Here is a 19,978-nt window from a genome sequence, read left to right as displayed (position 1 = left end):
TCCATTAGCCGGATGTTGTTTCAGTCGTGATTGCGACCGGCTGAGCCTGATCCACGAAATCAATCGTGAGACTGCCTTCAGCCGAACTCGACAGGACGATCTTTGCTGGCGTTGTGCCGCTCGCCATGCGGGTGAGCAACTCGCGCGACACCGTCGGGAGTACGCGCTGATTAAGGAAGGCATCGACGGTGCGTGCGCCAGAATCACGGGCAAGGCAAAGCTCGGCCATGGACGCAATCAGGGAATCGTCGCAATTCAGTTCGACACCGTGCTGACATTTCAGGCGCGCGGCCACCTTGTCGAGCTTCATACGCACGATGGCGCCAAGTGCGACGACGTCGAGCGGCTTGTACACCAGCGTCTGGAAACGCGCGAGTAGCGCAGGCTGGAAGTGCGCGACCAGCTGTGGCCGGATGGCATCGAGTAGCGCCGGTTGCGCGCTGTCCGGATGGCCGGCCGTCATCTCGTCGATCTGCGCACTGCCGAGGTTGGAGGTCATCAGGATCACGCAGTTGCGAAAATCAATCTCACGTCCCTCTCCGTCGCGCATCGCTCCTCGATCGAATACCTGGTAGAACATGTCCAGCACGTCGCGGTGAGCCTTTTCGACTTCGTCGAGCAGCACGACGCTGTAGGGGCGCTGTCGCACCGTCTCCGTGAGCACGCCGCCGCGGCCATAACCGACATAGCCCGGAGGCGAGCCCTTGAGCTGCGAAACCGTGTGGGCTTCCTGATACTCCGACATGTTGATCGTGGTGAGTGCCGCCTCGCCCCCGAACAGCAGGTCGGCCAATGCGAGTGCGGTCTCAGTCTTGCCCACACCGGAAGGCCCCGCGAGCAAAAACACGCCGAGCGGTGCGTGCTCGGTCTTCAATCCGACCTTGGCGGTTCGCAGGCTTTCCGCGAGTGCGACGAGCGCGTCGTCCTGGGCGACCACCCTTTTCGCGAGCTGCGCCTCGAGCGTGAGAAGGCTCTGTAGTTCGTCCTCGACGAGGCTCCCAACCGGCACGCCGGTCCATTCGGCGACAACGCGCGCGACCGCCTGCGCGTCCACGTCGGCGAATATCAGGGGTGTCTTGCCCTGGATGTGCTGGAGTGCTTGATGTGCCTGCACGAGGGTGCCGGGCTCGTTACCCGATGCAGGAACACGTAATTCATTCAGTGCACGCACGGACGCGAGTTCATGGTTATAGCGATGCTGCAACGTCTCAAGCGCGGCTTGTGCCTCGACGAATGCCGCGCCGAGTTCTGCCTGACGTGTCTTCATCTCTACGATGCCCGCGCGGGCGTCGTCTTCCACTATCGAGCGTTCCAACTCCAGCGCTGAAACGGCAGCGCGTGCGCGCTGCAGGTCGGCCGGCGGCGATTCGAGCCCCATCCGTACGCGCGCTGCCGCAGTGTCAATCAGGTCGACAGCCTTGTCCGGCAGCTGCCTGGCCGGGATGTAACGACGAGAGAGCCTGACGGCGGCCACGAGCGCTTCATCGCGAATGTGCACGTTGTGGTATCGCGCGTAACGGCTCTTGAGCCCGCGCAGCATCAGGCACGCTGCGTCATCATCGGGCTCATCGACCTTGATCATCTGGAAGCGCCGCTCGAGCGCGGCGTCGCGCTCGAAGTATTCCTTGTATTCCGACCACGTGGTCGCCGCAATTGTGCGCAACTCGCCGCGCGCGAGCGCGGGTTTGAGCAGGTTGGCCGCGTCGGCGCCGCCGGCGGCATTGCCTGCGCCGATGAGCGTATGCGCTTCGTCGATGAAGAGCAGAATCGGCACGCTGGACGCCTGCACCTCGTCGATCACATTCTTCAGACGTTGCTCAAATTCCCCTTTTACTCCAGCGCCCGCTTGAAGCAGACCAAGGTCTAGCGTGAGGATCCGTACGTCGCGGATCACGTTGGGCACCGTGCCTTCGGCCACACGAAGCGCGAGGCCTTCGACGAGCGCTGTTTTTCCCACACCCGGCTCGCCCACGAGGATGGGGTTGTTCTTGCGCCGGCGCGCGAGCACGTCGACCATCTGCTGGATCTCGCGATCGCGCCCAAAGACCGGATCGATCTTGCCATCTCGCGCCTTACCGGTGATGTCCACTGCAAAGCGGGCGAGTGCGTCACCCTCAACGCTGCGCGCCACCGGCGGCAGTGCTTTTGCCTCTTCCGCACGATCTGCACTGCCGGCGGCTGACGCCGTGGTAATAGCGCCTGTTTGCGGTTCTGGCAGTTCAGGCGGTTTTTCGCTGGTACGGGGCCCGAGACGAGGCAGTAGACGCTGGATTTGCGCGCTGCTCACGGAGAGCAGCGGCCAAGTGGCGCGTGTGCGCAGAACGTGAGGTGCTTCGACGATCGCTTGCAGAATATGTCCCGAGCGGATCTCCGTCTCATGTGCGTCTGCGAGGCTTAGCGCATGAGACCAGGCGTCTTGCAGGACAGCGGCTAGTTGCGGGGAAAGGCTCGGCCGGCCCCGCAGGTTGCGCGGGGTGTGCTCAATGGCACCAAGTAACGCGTTCCATATGGCGTCGATGTCCAAATCGTAGTGATCCAGGATTGCGGAAATATCACCGTCGCCGGCCTCGAGCAGCTTGAGTAGCCAGTGCTCCACCGTGATTTCATCCGCAAGCCGCGTCTGACACAGACTTGCTGCTGCCTCGAGCGCGGTCGTGCAATGCGGACTGAGCCTGCGCAGGAGCTGGCTGATATCCCGGGTATGTGTGCTTCGGTCGTTGTACAGGGTCATGTCGTGGCTGGCTGTGCGGGCCAAGGGAGAAGGGATGCGGCCACTGGAAGTGGCCGTCCGATGCAGCAAAAACACCAGTCCGCTTGTGCGGACTGGCGAAAGAGGTCCGTCATGCGATGACGGTCCCCGGACTATCGTCAGGAAGCAGGGCTCAGGAGCGCTCGTTCCAGGTGTCCTTGTGGATGATGTTGCCGTCCTTGTAGGACCACGTGATGGTCTCGTAACGCAACTCGACTTCCTCGAGGTGGTTGTGCTTCTCGTAGTCGGGGATCTTGATGTCGAGCATCCTCGGACGGACCGCCACGACCTTTACGTTCTCGAGCTTAGTGTTGAAGTATTCCTTCTCCTTGCCGGCGTCGTCGATCTTGTACCACTTGATCTCGGCGGACTTCAGCGTCTGGCCGCTCGTCACCGCCTTGTAGAGATACGGCGTCGACGCGTCGGTTTCCTTCACGAGCGTGATCGGCGCGTGCACGCGCGTGCCGGTGAGCTTGCCGGTGTTGCCGTCGGTCGGAATATGCAGGTCGTGGTTGAACTGCGTGATCTCGATGCTGCCCTCGCGCCCCTGAACAGTCACCGAACCCTTGATGTCGGCGCCACCATCGTCCTTGAGCCACATGTATGACGGAATTGCCATTCCTTAACTCCCTTTTTCGTACTACGAATCGCCCGGAGACAGTGACCGGGCTCGCGAAACCCGAAGCCTGGGCTTCGGGGACAAAGGCTCCTCCCTACCTGGGCGCCGCTCCGGACGCTGCCGTTTGCGTGGCGATAGCCGCCGGGGCGGGCTGTGCCGCATCAGGTAGGAGAGTGATTTCTACACGTCGATTCCTCGCACGCCCGGCGGCCGTGTCGTTGTCCGTAAGAGGGCGGGTGTCGCCGTAGCCCTGGATCGCGAATTGCGTCGACGGGATGCCGGAGGCATCAATGAGCCAGTCGCGCACGGACTGGGCGCGCGCGGTTGAAAGCCGCAGATTGCGGTCGGGTTTACCGATGTTGTCCGTGTGGCCCGCCACGAGAATCCTCCTGTCCGGATGCGCCTTGATCATCTCCAGCGCGTTGACCATGATTCGTGTCGAGCCGCCTTTGAGTTGGGCCTTGCCGCTGTCGAACAGCGACATGCTGTCAAACGTGAGAACGCCTGGCGGCGGGGGAGGCTGATAGGAAGCGATCGCGTCGTTGAGCGCCGGGGCAAGTCTCGCGCCGCGGTACAGGCCGAACGACAGATCGAGTGGGACCCCCCTTCGAGCGTAGCGATCAAGTTCGTCGCGATCGTTCACGAGGGTCTTGAGCGCTTCACGCCTTGCCGCGTCGTGGTCGGCCGGAATCATCGAGTAACGGCCAAGATCGGCTTGAATGCGTGCGAGCAGCGTTTGATTGTTTTTTCCGGCGCAGTAAAACGCGATGCCGGACGCGCAAGCGAACATCGCAAGGGCATGCATCAGCGCCAGGAGCCGGGGCGATCTCCAGTGCCGCACAGGCAGTGCCTCGATCAGCGGCTGCGGTAGCGGCCATGGCGCGGGCGATGTCGACGCCGTGTTGCGCACGACGCTCGTCTGCATTTCCACATCCACGTTCCATGGGCTGCCGGCACGGCCCGCGGGGCCGCAGTCGATCCAGCCGGCACCGAATAGCGCCAGCGGCCTAGCCGGCTGCCGCGGGTCGGTAAGCGTGTGAAGCACGACGCGTTGCGTCCAGCCAATGAGCGACGCAAGTGCGGCGGCCCGCGTGGCCGCTACACATCGGTTAGGTGCGCTCATGATCTCGTCTTCCGCCGCCCGTATCACGGTCTCGAACCGCTGCGCGTCAACCATGCGGGTAGCCGAAGAAACACCGTGCCATTGCGGCCCGGCAAGCCCAACGGCTTCGGTTGTCAGTCGCTGATACACAGCGACATAGCCGGGCAGGGCGCGCGCGCCGAGCATGCGCGTGGCGTCTGCAACTGCCTGGCGCGCCGCGCGCAGTGACTGAGTTAGAAGATCGACATCCGTGTATCTTGCCGGCACGACCGAGACCACGACGCCATCAGGAGCGCGCCCGTCACGCCACTGCTTCACGGCGATGGCCAGACGTGCCAGGTCTTTAGGGCTGTCCACCCGTAGCCAGATTGCGCCTTCGCCAACATAGGCGAAACGCTCGCCTTCATTCCTGTTGAACAGTGCGGGCAGATCATCACCTGTCACCAGCACGAGCGGCATTCGGGTACGGAGGTCGACCGGTATGTCGGCGGTTGCTTGTCCAAGTGCGCAGAGTACCTGCGCGCCCTGCCTGCGCGCGATGGAAATTCGGCGGGTAGACAGGACCACGAGCAGCATGGCGACAGACAGGACCGCGCAGGAGAGCAGCCACGCAAGCACCGGTCCGATTCGCGCCACGAACCAGACCAGGACGAGCGCCAGAGCGCTTGCAAGAATAACCTGGAGCCGGAACGGATAATCGAGTCCTTCGTCGCCGCGAAGCGGCGCACCGTTGGGCGCAGAAGTCAGCAAGGGGAGGTCTGACTTCACGGCTGCGCAACCTTTGCCGGTGGAACGCGCGTGACTTGCGCATTCAGTGCAACGGCCCACGTACTCCAGATGACCGCTGCAATCACGCAGACGACCGCGGCTAAAACCCACGGCGAAAGCCGGCGGAACCAGTCGGAAAGCGGGCGTCCTGCACGGTCTGAGACAAACGACTGCGCCTCATGCGGGCGAAGCTTTCTCAGGCGCGCGTTGAGTGCGCCCATGAGTTCGACGAGCCTGCTTTCGCCATCGAGCGCATAGCGGCCCTTAAAACCCATGCCGAGGATCGCGGCGTAACTTTCGAGCAGGTCTGCATTCGGTGTTGCTTCCCGCAGGCGTGCCTCGATCCGGTCAATGACGAATTCGCCGGCGTCATGCACCTTGAACCGCTCGACCTGAAACGGGTTGAGTGCCCACGCTGCGCGGCTGCTTTCGGGGAGATGGCGTAGCGCCGTTTCATCGATCAGGCCGCACTGCGCCAGCGAGACTTCGTGCTTGACGTCTTCGGGATAGCCATGCTGCGTGAGGGCATCCGAGAACCTCTGGATCAGCTTGCGGCAGTCGTTGCGGAATTGCTCCGCGTTTTTTACGGTCCCGTCGTCGCCGAGTGATGTGACGAGCAGTCCGGTGTCACGCAGCAGGGCCCGGATGCCAGGGTCACTCGCGCGAACAAAGCCAGGCTCAGACAGATACGCGGGCGTGTCGTGGCGATCGGTCAGGACTTTCATGAGCGCAGCACCGCGTAAAGTTCGAGCGAGGCATCAGCGACGGACCCCGGCAAATAGATCTGACAGGCTCTCGAGGCAAGCATTTTCTCGTAGGCAGGACTGCTGGAGTCCAGCGAAAAATACTGGTTGTCCAGTCGCACCGGAATCGCACCGGGCACGCGTTGGACCGCCTTGAGTGGAATGCCAGGCAGTGCAGAATTGACGATGTGTTCGACATCATCCGGTGCGCCGATCTTGCACAGACGCGGAAACTGTTCGACTAGATCAAATGCAGTCATGCGCGCGTTGACAGACAGGTACCAGTCGGACACACCACCGACGATGCGCTCGTCAAGGAACTGTCCGGACCATGTCGTCGGGGTTTTGCGCGTGAGGCCAATTGGGATCACGCGGGACGGAATGATTGCATCGAGTAGTTCCCGGATCATCGATTCCAGCTTCGTGAACACGTTATCGGCGTGCTCGTGGTCCCACGCGGGAATATCGGCAAGCTGCACGGCGGTGGAGAACGTCGTCAGGGCACCGACCAGCTGGGTGAGGGTGACATAAAGCTGCTCGGGTGGCCGCGCGGGATGCGTCAAGAAGAGCCGAATTTGTGGCCACGCCGCGTGGATGCAGTGCAGCAGCCAGAACAGCTGCACGTCGGCCACGCCGTATTCGGTCACCTGCTCGACGCGCTCGCTGCGACGCGCGCCAAGCGCGAGACTCTTTGCCTGCAGGATGTCCGCGAGGCGGTTGAGTCGCTCGATGTGCAGCGGATGACTGGCCAGCGTGAGGCACGGCGGCACGAAGTGGTGATCGACCTGGAACTGACCGTTCCGCGCGCGGGTGAGCCGCGCAACCGCGCACACTGTGTCATCGGCATACGGCTCGAAATCGAAGAGCAGGCGCAGCGCGTGGCGTTCGACCGCAATCTCGGTCTCGGCCGTGCCGTTCAGATCCATGACCTTCACGAATTCGCGATAGGAGCGCCGCGGCCGCGCGAGCGCGGTTTCATCCAAACGACAGTTGTTCCCATTGGCGTCGGGCAGCGCGAGCGCAGCGTAAACGATCAAGCTCTGGCGGTCCGCGGGGATACCCTGCGTCAGATCGCGTCCTCCGGGAATCGCGTCGCTGACCGTCGAATCGAACGGGGTTCCGTCGGGCAGGCGCAGCTTGAGTTGCTCGAGTTTCAGTCGGCCCGTCTTGAGCGCTTCTTCATCCACGACGACACCCAGCGTGCCCCATGGCTCGGCGAAAGCCGCGGCCACGAACTGCTGCACGGCGAATCCGCTCGCGCGCTCCATCTGCTGGAAGTGCTGCTGCGAAAGGATCAGGCCGTCGTGCCAAAGAGGTTTATGGATCCGCATTGGTGATGGTCTCTTTTGGTTTGTACTTATCTTCTTTAAGAAAGTGGCTTCGATTGGAGATGTCGAACGGCTTTATACAAGGTAAACCGGATTTTGTATTGAATTAAGTTTGAGATCTGACAAACGTTAACAACTCGCATAAAAATAATATGCTGAACGCGTATCTCGATATTGGTATAGGAAAAGGAGCATGATGGATGTCAATTTAGAAAGTCCTAATTTTGTGGTCGGCGCCGTTGCGGAAAGTTTTGAATTTTATTCAAAAATTAACAATTGAATATTTAGAGATAAGGGAGAAAGGAAATTCCAATTGACGGCATGAATGTAATCGGATTTAATGGGCCGTCGCAAACAGGTCGCACGAATGGAGACCACGCCATGGGGTGCCTTCTGTACTAGATCCCTGCGAGCATGCATGTGGCGAAGGACCACACACGTGCAGCGCACGACACCGCATCGCGACCGTCAAGTTCTGCGGAATCTTGAACATTAATTAATTAGACATACTATGGATAGCTTTCAGCGCGAAATCCCAAAAAGCCGCGTGTCGATTACGCTGGATCTTCACACCGGCGGAGCCCAGAAGAAGGTTGAGCTGCCACTCAAGTTGCTTGTTGCCGCTAATTTTAGCGCGGGTGCGGAAAATGCACCGCTCGCCGCAAGAAAGAAGGTCAATATTGATAAAAACAATTTCGATGCCGTGCTCGGCGATTATGCGCCGAATCTAAAGTTTGGCGTCGATAATACGCTGGCTGGAGATGGCAGCGAATTGCCCGTGAATCTTTCGTTCCGCTCATTGAAGGACTTCGATCCGGAGCAGGTGGCCCGGCAGATTCCCGAACTCCAGGCGCTGCTCGCCATGCGCAACCTGCTGCGCGACCTCAAATCGAATCTGTTGGATAACGGGACATTCCGCCGCGAATTCGAGAAGGTCCTGAAGGACAAGCGTCTGTCCGACAAACTGCGCGGCGAGCTGGCGCAGCTAGCGACGGCTGCTACCCAGCCGGAAGGGCATGCCTGAACGGCGCCGGGCCAAAGCGGCATTCACCGCTTTCCGCAATCAGCTTGTGTTTCAAACGCAGACAGGAACAGCAATGAGCCAGAACAAAGGCGCCGCGAGCGCAACCGAGACCGTAGTGCTCGACGCAGACAGCGTGTACGCCGCGCTGTGCAGCAAGATCAATCTCAAACCCGTCGCTGAGGCGCGGCCGCTTGAAGCGTTCCGCGACGGCGACACGCTTTCCGAAGCTTCGGCTGGCGAGCGCATCGCGCGCGGCATGGGCGCGTTTCTCGAACTGGTGGCAAAGTCGAGCCGCCCGGTCGATCGCCTCGACAAGTCGCTGCTCGACTTTCATATCGGGCAACTCGATCGCCAGATCAGTCGCCAGCTTGACGCGGTGATGCACGCGCCCGAATTCCAGGCGCTCGAGGGTCGCTGGCGCGGCGTGAAGATGCTGGTCTCGCGCACCGACTTCCGCCGCAACGCGCGCATCGAACTGCTCGACGTCTCGAAAGAGGCATTGCAACGCGATTTCGAGGACGCGTCCGAACTCATCCAGAGCGGTCTTTATCGCCTCACGTACATCGAGGAATACGACACGCCTGGCGGCCAGCCGGTCAGCGCGATGATCAGCGACTTCGAATTCGAGAACTCGCCGCAGGATATCGCCCTGCTGCGCAACGTCTCGAAGGTCGCGGCAGCTGCCCACATGCCGTTCATCGGCTCGGTAGGCCCGGCGTTCTTCGGCAAGAAGACGATGGAGGAAGTCGCTGCCATCCAGGACATCGGCAACTACTTCGACCGAGCCGAGTACATCAAGTGGAAGAGCTTCCGCGATACCGATGACGCCCGTTACGTAGGTTTGACCATGCCGCGCGTGCTTGGCCGCCTGCCGTACGGCAAGGATACGGTGCCAGTGCGCGCCTTCAACTACGAAGAAGCGGTGAAAGGCCCGGATCACAACCGGTATCTCTGGGTGAATGCCTCCTTCGCGTTTGCAGCCAACATGACGCGCAGCTTTGTGAACAACGGCTGGTGTGTCCAGATCCGTGGACCGCAGGCGGGCGGCAAGGTCGAAGACCTGCCGGTCCATCTGTATGACCTCGGGACCGGCTCCCAGCCGAAGATTCCCACGGAGGTGCTCATTCCGGAGACGCGCGAGTTCGAGTTCGCGAACCTGGGCTTCATTCCGCTCTCGTTCTACAAGAACCACGACTTCGCCTGCTTCTTCTCGGCGAACTCGGCACAGAAGCCTGCGCTCTACGAAACAAAAGAAGCCACGGCCAATAGCCGCATCAATTCGCGCCTGCCGTACATTTTCCTGCTTTCGCGTATTGCGCACTACCTGAAGCTCATTCAGCGCGAGAACATCGGGACGACCAAGGATCGCCGGCTACTCGAGCTGGAGCTGAACAACTGGATCAAGGGTCTGGTGACCGAGATGAAGGACCCGGGCGACGAACTCCAGGCGTCGCACCCGCTGCGCGAGGCAAAGGTCACGGTCGAGGACATCGAGGACAACCCCGGGTTCTTCCGCATCAAGCTCTTCATCATCCCGCACTTCCAGGTCGAAGGCATGGACATCGGCCTATCGCTGGTGTCGCAGATGCCGAAGGCCAAGGGGTGAACCCGGCGCTGATCTGACGTTTTCTGTGCAAGCCGCCGAGGTGCCCGTGGGTGCTCCGGCGGTGCTTTTGCGTTTTGCGTATCCGGGAGGTTTTCGATGTCGTGGCTCATGCCGTTACAGGCTTATGAATTGAAGCTGGCGCCCCATCCGGCGCCATTCTCGATAGTGAAGTTCGCGGGCCATGACCAGATCAGCCAGCTCTACGAGTACGAGATTGAATTCACAAGCCCGATAGCGGGTCTTCCGATGGATCAGGTACTCGGGCGTCCAGCCCGGTTCATCATCGATCCGGTCGACCCGAACATGGGCCACCTGCAACGCATGTTTGGCGAGAACGCTGAAAAGTTCAGCAAGAAGCCGCCCGCACAGGCCGTCCACGGCATCATCACGAAGTTCGATGAGCACGAGACCTCCGCCGACGAGACGCGCTACCGCGTCAGGCTCGAGCCTGCGATGGCGGACCTGAACCGTGGCAGGACAAGCCGGCTGTTCCAGAAGCAGTCGGTCGAAGAGATCATTACCGACACCCTGCGGCACTACGGTTACCGGGCCGGTGTCGATTTCAGGTTCAACCTGCGCGGTACATACAAGCGGCACGAGTACATCACCCAGTACCACGAGACGACGTTCGCGTTTATCCAGCGCATCTGTGCGGAAGAAGGCATCTGGTTTCGGTGGGAGCAGAAAAAGGATTACGCGGTGATGGTGTTCGGCGACGATCTGGATGCGTACGCGCGCAAGCAGCGTACGGTGCCGCATCGTCGTGATTCGGGCCTCGAGAGCGTGGGTGCCGACTCGATCAAGTCGCTGCGGCGGCGTACCCGGCGCGTGCCACAATCCGTGCGCCTGCACGACTACAACCATCGCCAGGCCGACGTCTCGCTGCTGGTCGAGGAGAACACGGCGTGTGGCGACAAGACCACCAACGCCGTCGACTATCACTGGGGTGAGCACTACGAGACGCCGGGGGAAGGCCAGCGCATTGCCCGCCTGCGGCACGAGGCTCACCTCGCGGGTCAGGTGACGTTTATCGGCACCGGCAATCCGTTCTGGCTGGAAGCCGGGGAGGTCGTGCTGGTCGACCCGGTTCAGGTCGATGCGAAACACGGGATCTTCATCACGTCGGTACGCTCGCACGGTGGGCGCAACAAGTCGTACCGCGTGACGTTCGAGGGGATTCCTTCGGATCGGGTCTGGCGAACATCCATGGACACGATCCCGAAACCGGAAATCAAGGGCATTCTGCCGGCCCGGATCACGTCACCCGGAAACTACAAATATGCCTATCTGACGGAAGAAGGCTGGTACGTCATCAAGCTGCCGTTCGATCTGGACGAATGGAGCCCGGGTGGCACGAGCCGGCCGGTGCGCTTTGCCAAGCCCTACAGCGGCGACAACTACGGTCACCACTTCCCGTTGATCGATTCCGCGGAGGTCGCGCTCGAATTTACGGCCGCGGATCCAAACCGGCCCATCATCATCGGAGCGCTGCATGACAGCCTGCATCCCGATCTCGTCAACAACCTGAACAATACGCGCAATCTCATTCGCACGGCCGCGCAGAATGAGATGCGCATGGAGGACAAGGAAGGTGTCGAGCATATTCACCTGACGACGCCGTTCCAGGCTAGCGAGCTCAATCTTGGGCATATGGTCGACGGGGAGCAAAAGGAGCGAGGGCGCGGGGCGGAGTTGCGCACGGACGAGCATGTTTCAATCCGCGGCGCAAAGGGCGTCTATATCTCCGCCGATGCGCAATATACCGCGCAGGGCAAGCAGCTCGCCATGGAGCCTGCGCAAGGGCTCCTCGACCAGGCCATGCAGCAGATGCAGTCGCTCTCCGAGGCGGCGAAGGCCTCGCAGGCGATCGCAGCGGATTACGAGAAGCAGAAAGCGCTGTTCGATAACACGTTGAACGAGCTCAAAAAGGCGGGTGTTCTCGTCAGCGGGCCTGCGGGTGTTGGTCTCGTGTCCGGTGAGCACATGCAACTGAGTGCGGATCAGAACCTGATTGCCACGGCTGGTGGCGACGCCGACTTCGGAATCATCAAGCGCTTCACGGTGGCCGCTGGCGAGATGATCTCGCTGTTCGCTCAGGCGCTCGGCCTGAAATTCATCGCGGCAAAGGGGAAAGTGGAGATTGCTGCGCAATCCGACGAAGTCGCGATGACCGGAATGAAGGACGTCACCATCTCTAGTACTGATGGGCGCGTCGTGATTTCGGCGGCAAGGGAAATCTGGATTGGTGCCGGTGGTTCATACATCAAGATCAACGCGAACCGCATCGAGAACGGCACACCAGGCGACATTCTGGAGAAGTGTGCTTCATGGGATAAGCCCGGCGCATCATCGATGCGCCTCGCGCCGTCCGTGCAGTCGGGCGACCTCAAAGGCTGCTCGTGGCGCACCACATCTGCCGCAGCCGACAGCGCGTCGAGCGTGCTCCTGCATTGAGGCGCCCATGCATATGACACATGAAATGACGGCACCAGTGGCCGATGCCCAAGGTGAGCAGGGGTTGATCGAGGTCTTGCGCAATGCGATCACGGTGAACGGAGGTAAGTGCATCCTGGCGGTCGATCCGTCGTTGCGCGAGCTCGAAGATGACCCTTCCGAGGGCGCGTTCTTCAGCCAGATGAACCGCACCCCCGTTCCTGTCCCGCACGCTGCTTTCCCAGCGGAAAGCGAGCCTTACCTGCTTGAACTGGATACTTCGACGGAAGCGGGCGTGGCCCTCCTCACGCAGAGCGTGAGAATCGCGCTCGCGGATCGGCAACCTGAATCGGTCGCACGCGGCCAGGGGCAACGCGTTGGTGGCTGGCTCCTGGGTGCAGAGTCGACGCAGGACGTGGCAGCTCACTGGACCGGGCAGCTAATCCAGATCGACAACCTGGGCTATCGACGCCTGCTCCGGTTCTACGATACGCGTGTCCTCGCCCTGATGTGGCCTGTGCTCGCTCCCCCGCAGCGCCGCTGCCTCCTCGGACCGGTGCAGGCGTGGTATGCCCTCGATGCCCAGGCGGAATTGACCTTCTATACGGCGCCGGGCGTGTCGCAATTGAATCTGCGTCTTCATGACACACAGTGGGCCGAATTTCATCGGCACGGCGTCGTCAACCGCGCGTTGGCGCTATTCATGAACGAGGTCGGACGACAGCCTTCGCAGCAGGAAATCCAGACCGCCGTGGGTAGCGCCGCACGCGCGGAACGGCATGGTTTGCAGGACCATGAAGACAAGCTTGTGTTTGTGGGCCATGCACTCGCGTGGAATCCCGATTTTGACACACACCCTGCCATGGCCTCCGTATTCCGGAACGTATCTCAGGGCGTCCTCTACTGCGCCGCGGTCAGCGAACTCGCCCCCCTGGTTGTGCAGGAAATCCAGCGAGGGGCGTGGCTCAAGGCATCTCAAACCGGTACTGTCTCACGCGTTCAGCGTCTGACTGATCCCAAAGCAAACTGACATGGCAACGAATCCTCCCTGCAAAAACTGTGACAAAGGCGGCCTGCCGATTCTTCCCGTTCGTTACACAGTTCTACCAAAGACCATTGCGGCGAAACTTCCTGGCGGGATCTCGGGGGCCAGAGTGACGGATATCGCGCTCACGAAGCACAAATATGGTCTGCGAATTCTGCGTGAAGGCTGGATCTATCTGCTTTACGAAAAGGGCGCCCGCGGTGCGAACTACTGGGAAGCCTACCGGGTGACTGAAGACGGCCGTCTGTGGCGGCAAAACCTGCCATTACCGGCGGTGCCCGTGACGCATCCGTCCTGCGCGAAAAGCAGCGGGGCTGCGCCTATGGACATCATCGCCATCGAGCAGCCCGAACTGTGCGGCAAGGTCCACATTGCGTTTTCCGGGGAGACATGGACCGACGATATCTTCAGGCTTTATGTGCAGAATGCCGACCTGCGCGCGAAGCGCATGCAGTGCATCGAACCGGCAAATTGGATTGCAGGCGGCAAGTATGAGCACGCGGCTGCCGCGACCGAGGCGAACATCAACGACGTCATTGAATACATGCCGGGTTTCGATCCGAAGCTTCTTCAGCCGATCAAACAGAAGATCAGCGACGATGCAGGCAAGCACAAGCCCGAGGTATTAAAGCTTGAAGTCACACGCTATCCACTGCACATCCGGCAGGCAACACCGGATTCGGCGAGCAAATCGCTCATCGGTGTAATGAATGATATCGGCAAGAAAAAGGGTGCGGGCAACTACCCGCCGATGGTGCTGGCGCTTTGGGATGCCGTCGGGAATCTGCACGAGCTGAACGGATTCAGAAACGATCCGGTTTCGTGGTTCAACCAGTATGCCGATGACGATACCGAGCAGGCTCTCCAGGTGGCCGCGCTGCGTGACATCGACACCGCACACAGGATTGTTCAGTCACGCCAGGAGAATGCCCTCGATACGCAGGAAGGGCTCGCTCAACAGGCGCAGGATGCGAGTGCGTTGGGTTCCCCTGGTTCCCGCGCCGCTCTGGGCGCTCAGCGCGCGAAGGCGCTCGCAGGAGCGGCCCCCTCGCGGGTGGACCAGATTAATGCCTGGTACGACGACATGGACTGGATGGCGGCCAACAACATTCCAGGCAGCTATCAAGCCCGCCTGATTCAGGCCGGAAATCTGAGCAGCGCTGGAAACAGCCAGATGACCAATGCCTATACCGGCAGCTATCGCGACAGCATCATGAATGATGCGCGCAGATATGCTGCGGCGCAGCCTGGCGCCCATGACAGGAACCTCAACGAGATGACGGCTTACGACTGGTCGACGTACAAGGCACGTCTTCGTCCCAATGACATCGACACATTCCGGAAGAACTACGTAGCCCTTCAATCGGCCGTGTACCAGCTCCAGGAGGATCGTAGCGGCGACGTCGGACAGTGGGTCAAGGCCCCGCTGCTGCTGGATACGCTGGAGGACTGCCATTCACCGGACTTCTGTGCCAGCCTTACCTTCGAGATCATTGTCTCGGAGGGCTTGTTTGGGCTGACGTCCACCCCCAAGGGTAAGGCCGTCGTCGACAGCCTGATTACGCAATGGGATCCGACCCAGCAGGGGAGTTTGATCTGGCGCGTGATGGCGATGAACCAGATGGACGCACGCAAGGAACTGGGGCGATTGCTCAAGAGTGCGCAGGAGAAGAAGAACACACCACTAGACAAGATCGGTGATCTGGTCGTCGGAGTTGCGGCTTCGACAAAATCCCTTACTGGCTACTACAAGAAACTCTCAACGCTGGCACTGGAGACCGATTCGAAGAAGATCACACCGATCGGCACACTACTGAAGCGCTTCGAGATCGACAAATTCGGCATGACCGTCGGTGACGCAATTTTCGAGAAGTTCCGCGTAGCGAATATGGCCGACTTCGTAGGTGAAAAGATCATCCAGACTCTTTTTCTGCAGCGTGCCGGGATCCCCTATGAAGATGCGATTACCCTCGTCCGGAAGCAGGCCGTATTGGAAAATCTCAGTCGCATCGAGATCATCGACCGTGTTCGCGTAGCCCGTAAGTTCCTGCGTAGCCCGATACCTCAGGGAGCACCTTCTCCCACCAGGGAGCTGTATGAGGTGTGGGACAAGACCAGGGTGGAAGGTGATGGCGCCAAACAGCTTCGTCTTGGACGGATCGCGGTGGTGACCTTGCTGGTTGAAACGGTCAACTTCTTAAAACTGCTGGCCGGCGCGCCCGACAAGGATACGAGGCTCAAACTGGTGAGTTCGGGAGCCTCGTTGTGCTCGTCCGTGATTACGATCGCGATAGTTCCGTATCAGGCGGTATTGAAGGCGTCGGTCCGGTCGCAAGGCTGGAAGCTGACAGGCGGTGCACTGAGTAGCGTTGGCGTCCTGATTTCGGCTTGGATGGATGTGGAGAAGGCCAAGGACGAACGCGCAAAAGGTCAGTATGACGTAGCTTATGCTTTGCGATTAAAAGCTCTCCTGGGCGGTCTGTCTGGTACAGCGATTTTCATCGACGCGATCAGTTCGGCTGCACCTTTGCTGAAGAAGCTGGCATCCCGGTATGGGACAGAAGCCGTAATGGCCGCCGTCGAAGCGTTTGCGGAACGGATCGCGGTGATTGCCGGCGTACGGGCTGTTGGTATGTTGATCGGTTGGGAAGCAACAATTGGACTGATCATCTTACAGGCGCTCGCCGACTGGCTTACGCCAAACGCACTGGAATCGTGGTGTTCTCGATGTGCGTTTGGCACGGGTCGCGAGACTACGTTCCGGATCCAAGATCACGATGTGGAGCAGTACAAGGATGCGGCTACGCAGAGCAAGGAGTTCATTGATGCCATGGCAAAGGTGAGCTAAGACTATGACAAATATAGAACCCTTCCGGGGTGCGGTACTTTTGCGTGGGACGATAGCGAATCTTAAACGTGAGAAGCGCAGCCACGACTTCATTCTTTCAGAGGTTCAACAGCACGCAGTAGGAGCGACAGCCGTCGGCGCGGCTGCGTTGGGAATGGGGGCCGCAGGCATTAGCCTTGCCAATATGGCGATGAACTCAGACGAGGAAGCCGAATGGGTTGAGTTCGAACTGGACGGCAAGCAGATGCAGGGCTGGATGTGGCTAATGCCGATGCGCAATGGCGATACGGTCGAGATAGTTGCCGAGCGGATAGGGGACGAGCGCTACATCGCTTACGCCGTCAAGCGCGACGGAGACGAGATCGTGGCTGTCTACCCACACGCGACGGTTGGCAGAAAGGCTCACTATAGATACATGACCAAGCTCATGCTTTGGTCATTCTTCGTTATTTATTCGATTGTAACGATCTGTCTGTATTGGGGCGAAAAGATTACTAATCTCGAAGCAGATTTGATATTTGAGGGCTTGTCATTGATTGGTGGACTCGCCCTGTTTGGGATCCTGTTTTATCGGGCGACAAGGAAGATGATGGGTTTCGTGTACATGGCCGAGGCGATATTCCGAACCTACGGCTGGCCGGACGTTGAAAATATTGACCTGCGCAAGACTTCGCGTGAGCACCGCCGTGAGAATAAATTGCCCAACTACGGCAGGCTGTACTTCCGCTACAAGTGACGTCTCGGCTGATGCGCCGAGCATGGGTTGTTTGCTAAAGGCATGAACTCTGTTTCAAGTGTGGTAGTCCATAATAAGTTTTACATTTAGAGGGGTGTGTTGATGATTGATCTTATCCGTCTTGGCGACTCGACCGATCATGGTGGCAAGGTGATCACCGCATCAAAGACCATGCGCTTTGATCGCCGCTTTGTTGCCCGAAAGGGTGACGAGGTGTCCTGCCCGAAGCATCCCGACGTCAGGCCCAACCTGATCATCGACGGTGATGATTCGATGACCGACGACGGCGTCCCTGTGGCCCGCCAGGGCTACCGCGCGATGTGCGGCTGCCACCTGATTTCCAGCCTGAACTGACACCGTCACGATGCCGGTCAAGCTTCCCCCTTCGCAGTCGCCGGAGCCTCGCCCGACACCTCCCCGCGCGGTCGTCTGGCTTGGCCTGCTGATCGTGGTTGTGGTCATCGGTGTGGTGAGCACGCTGCTCGCCTGGCCAAAGAACGAGCCGACGGGAACGGCGTTGTTCTGGATTTGTCTGCTCGTCGCTGCGCCTGTCGGGTGGGGTATCTGCTTTGGCCTGAGACTCTGCTATTTCGAGCAGGAGAGTGACCGCATCGATGCGGACAACGAAACGCTGCGTGAAGACCGCGAAAACGCGGTGCTGTTCGCGAGCGAGCCACTGGCGGTGGTGGGGTACACCTACCTGAGCGGAGCGGGGACAAGTAACGTCGCATCCAGCGTTGTCGAGGGTTCGATTTCGCTGGAAGCACAGACTTCGCAGGATGGTAGCGAGGGCGTGCGGCACTCCACACTCGCGCTTGATGTAGGTGCGGACTCGAGCCGTTATCAAAGCTGCTTTGAGAATCTGATCACCGCGATAAAGCCCGTTGTTGCCACCATTCCACTGGATATACCGTTCGGCGTGCGGCTGCAGTTGCCCGATGCTGCGGAACAGCAGGCGTTGCTGCAGACATGGCAGACCTGCTGGGACGATGAAAAGATGCGCCGCGCCCGGGCAGTTTTGTTACCGGCTGGGCAGGGCGTCATGGCGCTCGACGAATGGCTCGATAACCGGGGCGGTCCGTCACTGCAAAAGTGCCTGCTGATCGTCGGCGTCCAGTTGCATGACACACCTCCCCAGAACAGCGCCGAGGCTGCGGTCGCCATGGTCCTCGGGTGGGCTCCGCTTGTGGGTCGGCGCCACATTCCGTTCGTCGCGCATCTGCATCGTCCGGTCGAAGCCAATGCGGGCAGCAACGATGCGGCAGTCTCTACGGCCCTGCTGTGGGGCCGCACGACCGGCGACAAGGTCAGCGACCTGTGGCAGGCCGGACTTGCAGGCGCGGACAAGGGGACGGTGACGAACAGCCTGTCCGACCTTTCGGTCGGGGTCTCGAAAACCGATAGCCTGTCCGGAATTCACGACATCGACACTGCACTGGGTCACCCGGGAAGCGTGGCAGGATGGCTTGCGCTTGCGTTGGCGGTCGAGCACACGAAACAGAACAAACATCCGCAACTGGCTGCATGGTGCGAAGGAACCCTTCGATATGCCGTCGTGCAATCTGGTGCTCAAACCGGCAATACGGATTCGAACACATGAAGTGGCCCAAGCTCTCCGGATACTGGATTCTTGTCATAGCATTGACGGCGCTCGTCGCCATCCTTGCGTGGTTTTTCGGTGCGCAGTTCGATCCGTCGCCGTGGCGTCGGGTCTTCTTCGTCATGGTGATCGGGATCCTCCTGCTGACTTGCCGCGGACCGATCACTGCGGCATGGCGATTCGTCTCGCGCCACGCGCCTCACCGGGATGCGAAAAAATACGACCGTGACCTGCTCGCCCGCGTCGACGGGGAAAAGAAACCGGGGATCGATCTGTATGCGGATCGCCGGGATTCACTGAAGGCGACGCTCCAGGATCGGCATGGCTGGCGCTGGCGTTACGCCGACCGATGGGTGCTTGTCGCCGGCGACGAACCGCTCGTCAAACGCCTGGCGCCGGGGCTCGCGGATATTGGCTATGCGATCGCGGGCGATACGGTTCTGCTCTACGCGCATCAGACTACCGACAAGCTCGATACCGACTGGCTCGACGAGATTCGCCGTTTGCGCAGCCGTCGTCCGGTCGATGCAGTCGTGGCGGTAACACGCAACCGCAGCGCGGGCAGCACGCCGTTCGACACCGACAACCTCTCCCGGCGGCTCGCACGACACGCCCGTTCCTTGCGTTGGGCGGCACCAGTCTATCTTCTGAACGTGACAGAATTCGGCACCGGATACGATAGTCCTGATGACGCCATTGGGTTCACCTGGTCGAACTCGCGCGTGAGTGCCGGCGAAATAGACGCGTCGCTACGAAACCTCGGCCACAACCTTGCGGACACAGGCGTCGTGCGTATCGCCCACGACAAGGCCGATCGCTATGCTGCCTTGCTGTCGCAGCACATCGAGGCGCTGGGTAGCGCGCTGTCGGGACTCGTGTTGCAGACGTCCCGCTCGCGCTACTGGCGCCATGCCGTGCACGGGCTGCTGTTTGCACCACTTTTCAAGGCGCAGGAACTGGCGCGACCCGCAGCCACGGAAGATCCGGCGGACGCAGGAGAAGGCGATGCCGTTACGCTGCAACCGCGCACGATCTGGCAGACCGTTGCCGACCACAGCCGCAAGATTCACGGCCGCCGTGTCGGCCTTTCGTTTTCCACGATCGCCGCCTGGATCACAACGGCTGCGATTGGCCTCTGGATCGTCGGCACGATGGCATCGGGTTTCACAAACCGCGCAACGATCGGTGCAGCGCAGGACACGCTCGCGAAACTGTCGGGAACCCTTAGCCCGGGGCAAGGCATGCAGACGCTCGACAGTCTCGACAAGCAGATTGATACGCTCGAGAGCCGTCAGCGCGACGGCGCGCCCTGGACCGCGCGCTTCGGTCTGAATCGCGACAGCGCCGTGCTCGCTGTGCTGTGGCCCGGCTATGAGG

13 protein-coding genes and 1 pseudogene are annotated in these 19,978 nt (G+C 60.4%); 9 read left to right on the top strand and 5 right to left on the bottom strand.

From position 1 onward, the window contains the following. Window positions 1-4: 4 nt before the first annotated feature. The 5 genes from tssH to tssK form a co-directional block, all read right to left on the bottom strand. Window positions 5-2,731, bottom strand: a complete 2,727-nt coding sequence (gene tssH, locus AB4Y36_RS34935) for a type VI secretion system ATPase TssH (RefSeq protein ID WP_368685407.1) — start codon at window positions 2,729-2,731, stop codon at window positions 5-7. Window positions 2,732-2,882: 151 nt separating this feature from the next. Beyond that, window positions 2,883-3,368, bottom strand: coding sequence for an Hcp family type VI secretion system effector (locus AB4Y36_RS34930; protein WP_368602578.1), 486 nt, complete (start codon window positions 3,366-3,368; stop codon window positions 2,883-2,885). Window positions 3,369-3,462: 94 nt separating this feature from the next. After that, complete coding sequence (locus AB4Y36_RS34925; protein ID WP_368685406.1) at window positions 3,463-5,238, bottom strand: OmpA family protein; 1,776 nt, start codon at window positions 5,236-5,238, stop codon at window positions 3,463-3,465. Further along, window positions 5,235-5,963, bottom strand: a complete 729-nt coding sequence (locus AB4Y36_RS34920) for a DotU family type IV/VI secretion system protein (protein WP_368685405.1) — start codon at window positions 5,961-5,963, stop codon at window positions 5,235-5,237. Before AB4Y36_RS34920 ends, AB4Y36_RS34925 begins: the two co-directional genes overlap by 4 nt. Next, window positions 5,960-7,312, bottom strand: a complete 1,353-nt coding sequence (tssK, locus tag AB4Y36_RS34915) for a type VI secretion system baseplate subunit TssK (protein ID WP_368685404.1) — start codon at window positions 7,310-7,312, stop codon at window positions 5,960-5,962. The genes AB4Y36_RS34920 and tssK overlap by 4 nt, the downstream gene beginning before the upstream one ends. 508 nt (window positions 7,313-7,820) lie before the next feature. Between tssK and tssB the strand changes: the two genes are divergently transcribed. The 9 genes and pseudogenes from tssB to AB4Y36_RS34870 all read left to right on the top strand — a co-directional run. Further along, window positions 7,821-8,333 carry a type VI secretion system contractile sheath small subunit gene (gene tssB / locus AB4Y36_RS34910; RefSeq protein ID WP_368602582.1) on the top strand — a complete coding sequence of 171 codons (513 nt, stop codon included), beginning with the start codon at window positions 7,821-7,823 and terminating at the stop codon, window positions 8,331-8,333. A gap of 73 nt (window positions 8,334-8,406) precedes the next feature. After that, window positions 8,407-9,939, top strand: a complete 1,533-nt coding sequence (gene tssC, locus AB4Y36_RS34905) for a type VI secretion system contractile sheath large subunit (protein WP_368602583.1) — start codon at window positions 8,407-8,409, stop codon at window positions 9,937-9,939. A gap of 96 nt (window positions 9,940-10,035) precedes the next feature. Continuing rightward, window positions 10,036-12,393: a type VI secretion system Vgr family protein gene (locus AB4Y36_RS34900; RefSeq protein ID WP_368685403.1), complete on the top strand. Its 2,358-nt coding sequence runs from the start codon at window positions 10,036-10,038 to the stop codon at window positions 12,391-12,393. Window positions 12,394-12,418: 25 nt separating this feature from the next. Then, on the top strand, window positions 12,419-13,402 hold the full coding sequence (locus AB4Y36_RS34895; RefSeq protein WP_368685402.1) for a DUF4123 domain-containing protein: 984 nt from the start codon (window positions 12,419-12,421) through the stop codon (window positions 13,400-13,402). A gap of 1 nt (window position 13,403) precedes the next feature. Continuing rightward, the gene (locus AB4Y36_RS34890; protein ID WP_368685401.1) at window positions 13,404-16,265 is read left to right on the top strand and encodes a T6SS effector BTH_I2691 family protein; all 2,862 of its coding nucleotides are present in this window, start codon (window positions 13,404-13,406) and stop codon (window positions 16,263-16,265) included. A 4-nt stretch (window positions 16,266-16,269) separates the two neighbouring features. Next, a complete protein-coding gene (locus AB4Y36_RS34885) occupies window positions 16,270-17,001 on the top strand; it encodes a putative type VI secretion system effector (RefSeq protein WP_368685400.1) in 732 nt (243 codons plus the stop codon). A 102-nt stretch (window positions 17,002-17,103) separates the two neighbouring features. Beyond that, the gene (locus AB4Y36_RS34880) at window positions 17,104-17,355 is read left to right on the top strand and encodes a PAAR domain-containing protein (protein WP_368685399.1); all 252 of its coding nucleotides are present in this window, start codon (window positions 17,104-17,106) and stop codon (window positions 17,353-17,355) included. 10 nt (window positions 17,356-17,365) lie between these two features. Next, window positions 17,366-18,601 carry a hypothetical protein gene (locus AB4Y36_RS34875; RefSeq protein ID WP_368685398.1) on the top strand — a complete coding sequence of 412 codons (1,236 nt, stop codon included), beginning with the start codon at window positions 17,366-17,368 and terminating at the stop codon, window positions 18,599-18,601. Window positions 18,602-18,642: 41 nt separating this feature from the next. Beyond that, window positions 18,643-19,978, top strand: a pseudogene (locus tag AB4Y36_RS34870) (type VI secretion protein VasK); the annotation flags it as partial.

The organism is Paraburkholderia sp. BR10936, from assembly GCF_040965735.1.
Classification (GTDB): Bacteria; Pseudomonadota; Gammaproteobacteria; order Burkholderiales; family Burkholderiaceae; genus Paraburkholderia; species Paraburkholderia nodosa_A.
The sequence above is the reverse complement of the archived record's forward strand: the minus strand, read 5'-3'. Positions and strand labels throughout refer to the sequence as shown.

What these genes read in the sequence shown, in the direction of transcription:
- tssH (WP_368685407.1), bottom strand. Translation starts at nt 2,731, where the DNA reads ATGACCCTGTACAACGACCGAAGCACACATACCCGGGATATCAGCCAG.
- AB4Y36_RS34930 (WP_368602578.1), bottom strand. Translation starts at nt 3,368, where the DNA reads ATGGCAATTCCGTCATACATGTGGCTCAAGGACGATGGTGGCGCCGAC.
- AB4Y36_RS34920 (WP_368685405.1), bottom strand. Translation starts at nt 5,963, where the DNA reads ATGAAAGTCCTGACCGATCGCCACGACACGCCCGCGTATCTGTCTGAG.
- tssK (WP_368685404.1), bottom strand. Translation starts at nt 7,312, where the DNA reads ATGCGGATCCATAAACCTCTTTGGCACGACGGCCTGATCCTTTCGCAG.
- tssB (WP_368602582.1), top strand. Translation starts at nt 7,821, where the DNA reads ATGGATAGCTTTCAGCGCGAAATCCCAAAAAGCCGCGTGTCGATTACG.
- tssC (WP_368602583.1), top strand. Translation starts at nt 8,407, where the DNA reads ATGAGCCAGAACAAAGGCGCCGCGAGCGCAACCGAGACCGTAGTGCTC.
- AB4Y36_RS34900 (WP_368685403.1), top strand. Translation starts at nt 10,036, where the DNA reads ATGTCGTGGCTCATGCCGTTACAGGCTTATGAATTGAAGCTGGCGCCC.
- AB4Y36_RS34895 (WP_368685402.1), top strand. Translation starts at nt 12,419, where the DNA reads ATGACGGCACCAGTGGCCGATGCCCAAGGTGAGCAGGGGTTGATCGAG.
- AB4Y36_RS34890 (WP_368685401.1), top strand. Translation starts at nt 13,404, where the DNA reads ATGGCAACGAATCCTCCCTGCAAAAACTGTGACAAAGGCGGCCTGCCG.
- AB4Y36_RS34885 (WP_368685400.1), top strand. Translation starts at nt 16,270, where the DNA reads ATGACAAATATAGAACCCTTCCGGGGTGCGGTACTTTTGCGTGGGACG.
- AB4Y36_RS34880 (WP_368685399.1), top strand. Translation starts at nt 17,104, where the DNA reads ATGATTGATCTTATCCGTCTTGGCGACTCGACCGATCATGGTGGCAAG.
- AB4Y36_RS34875 (WP_368685398.1), top strand. Translation starts at nt 17,366, where the DNA reads ATGCCGGTCAAGCTTCCCCCTTCGCAGTCGCCGGAGCCTCGCCCGACA.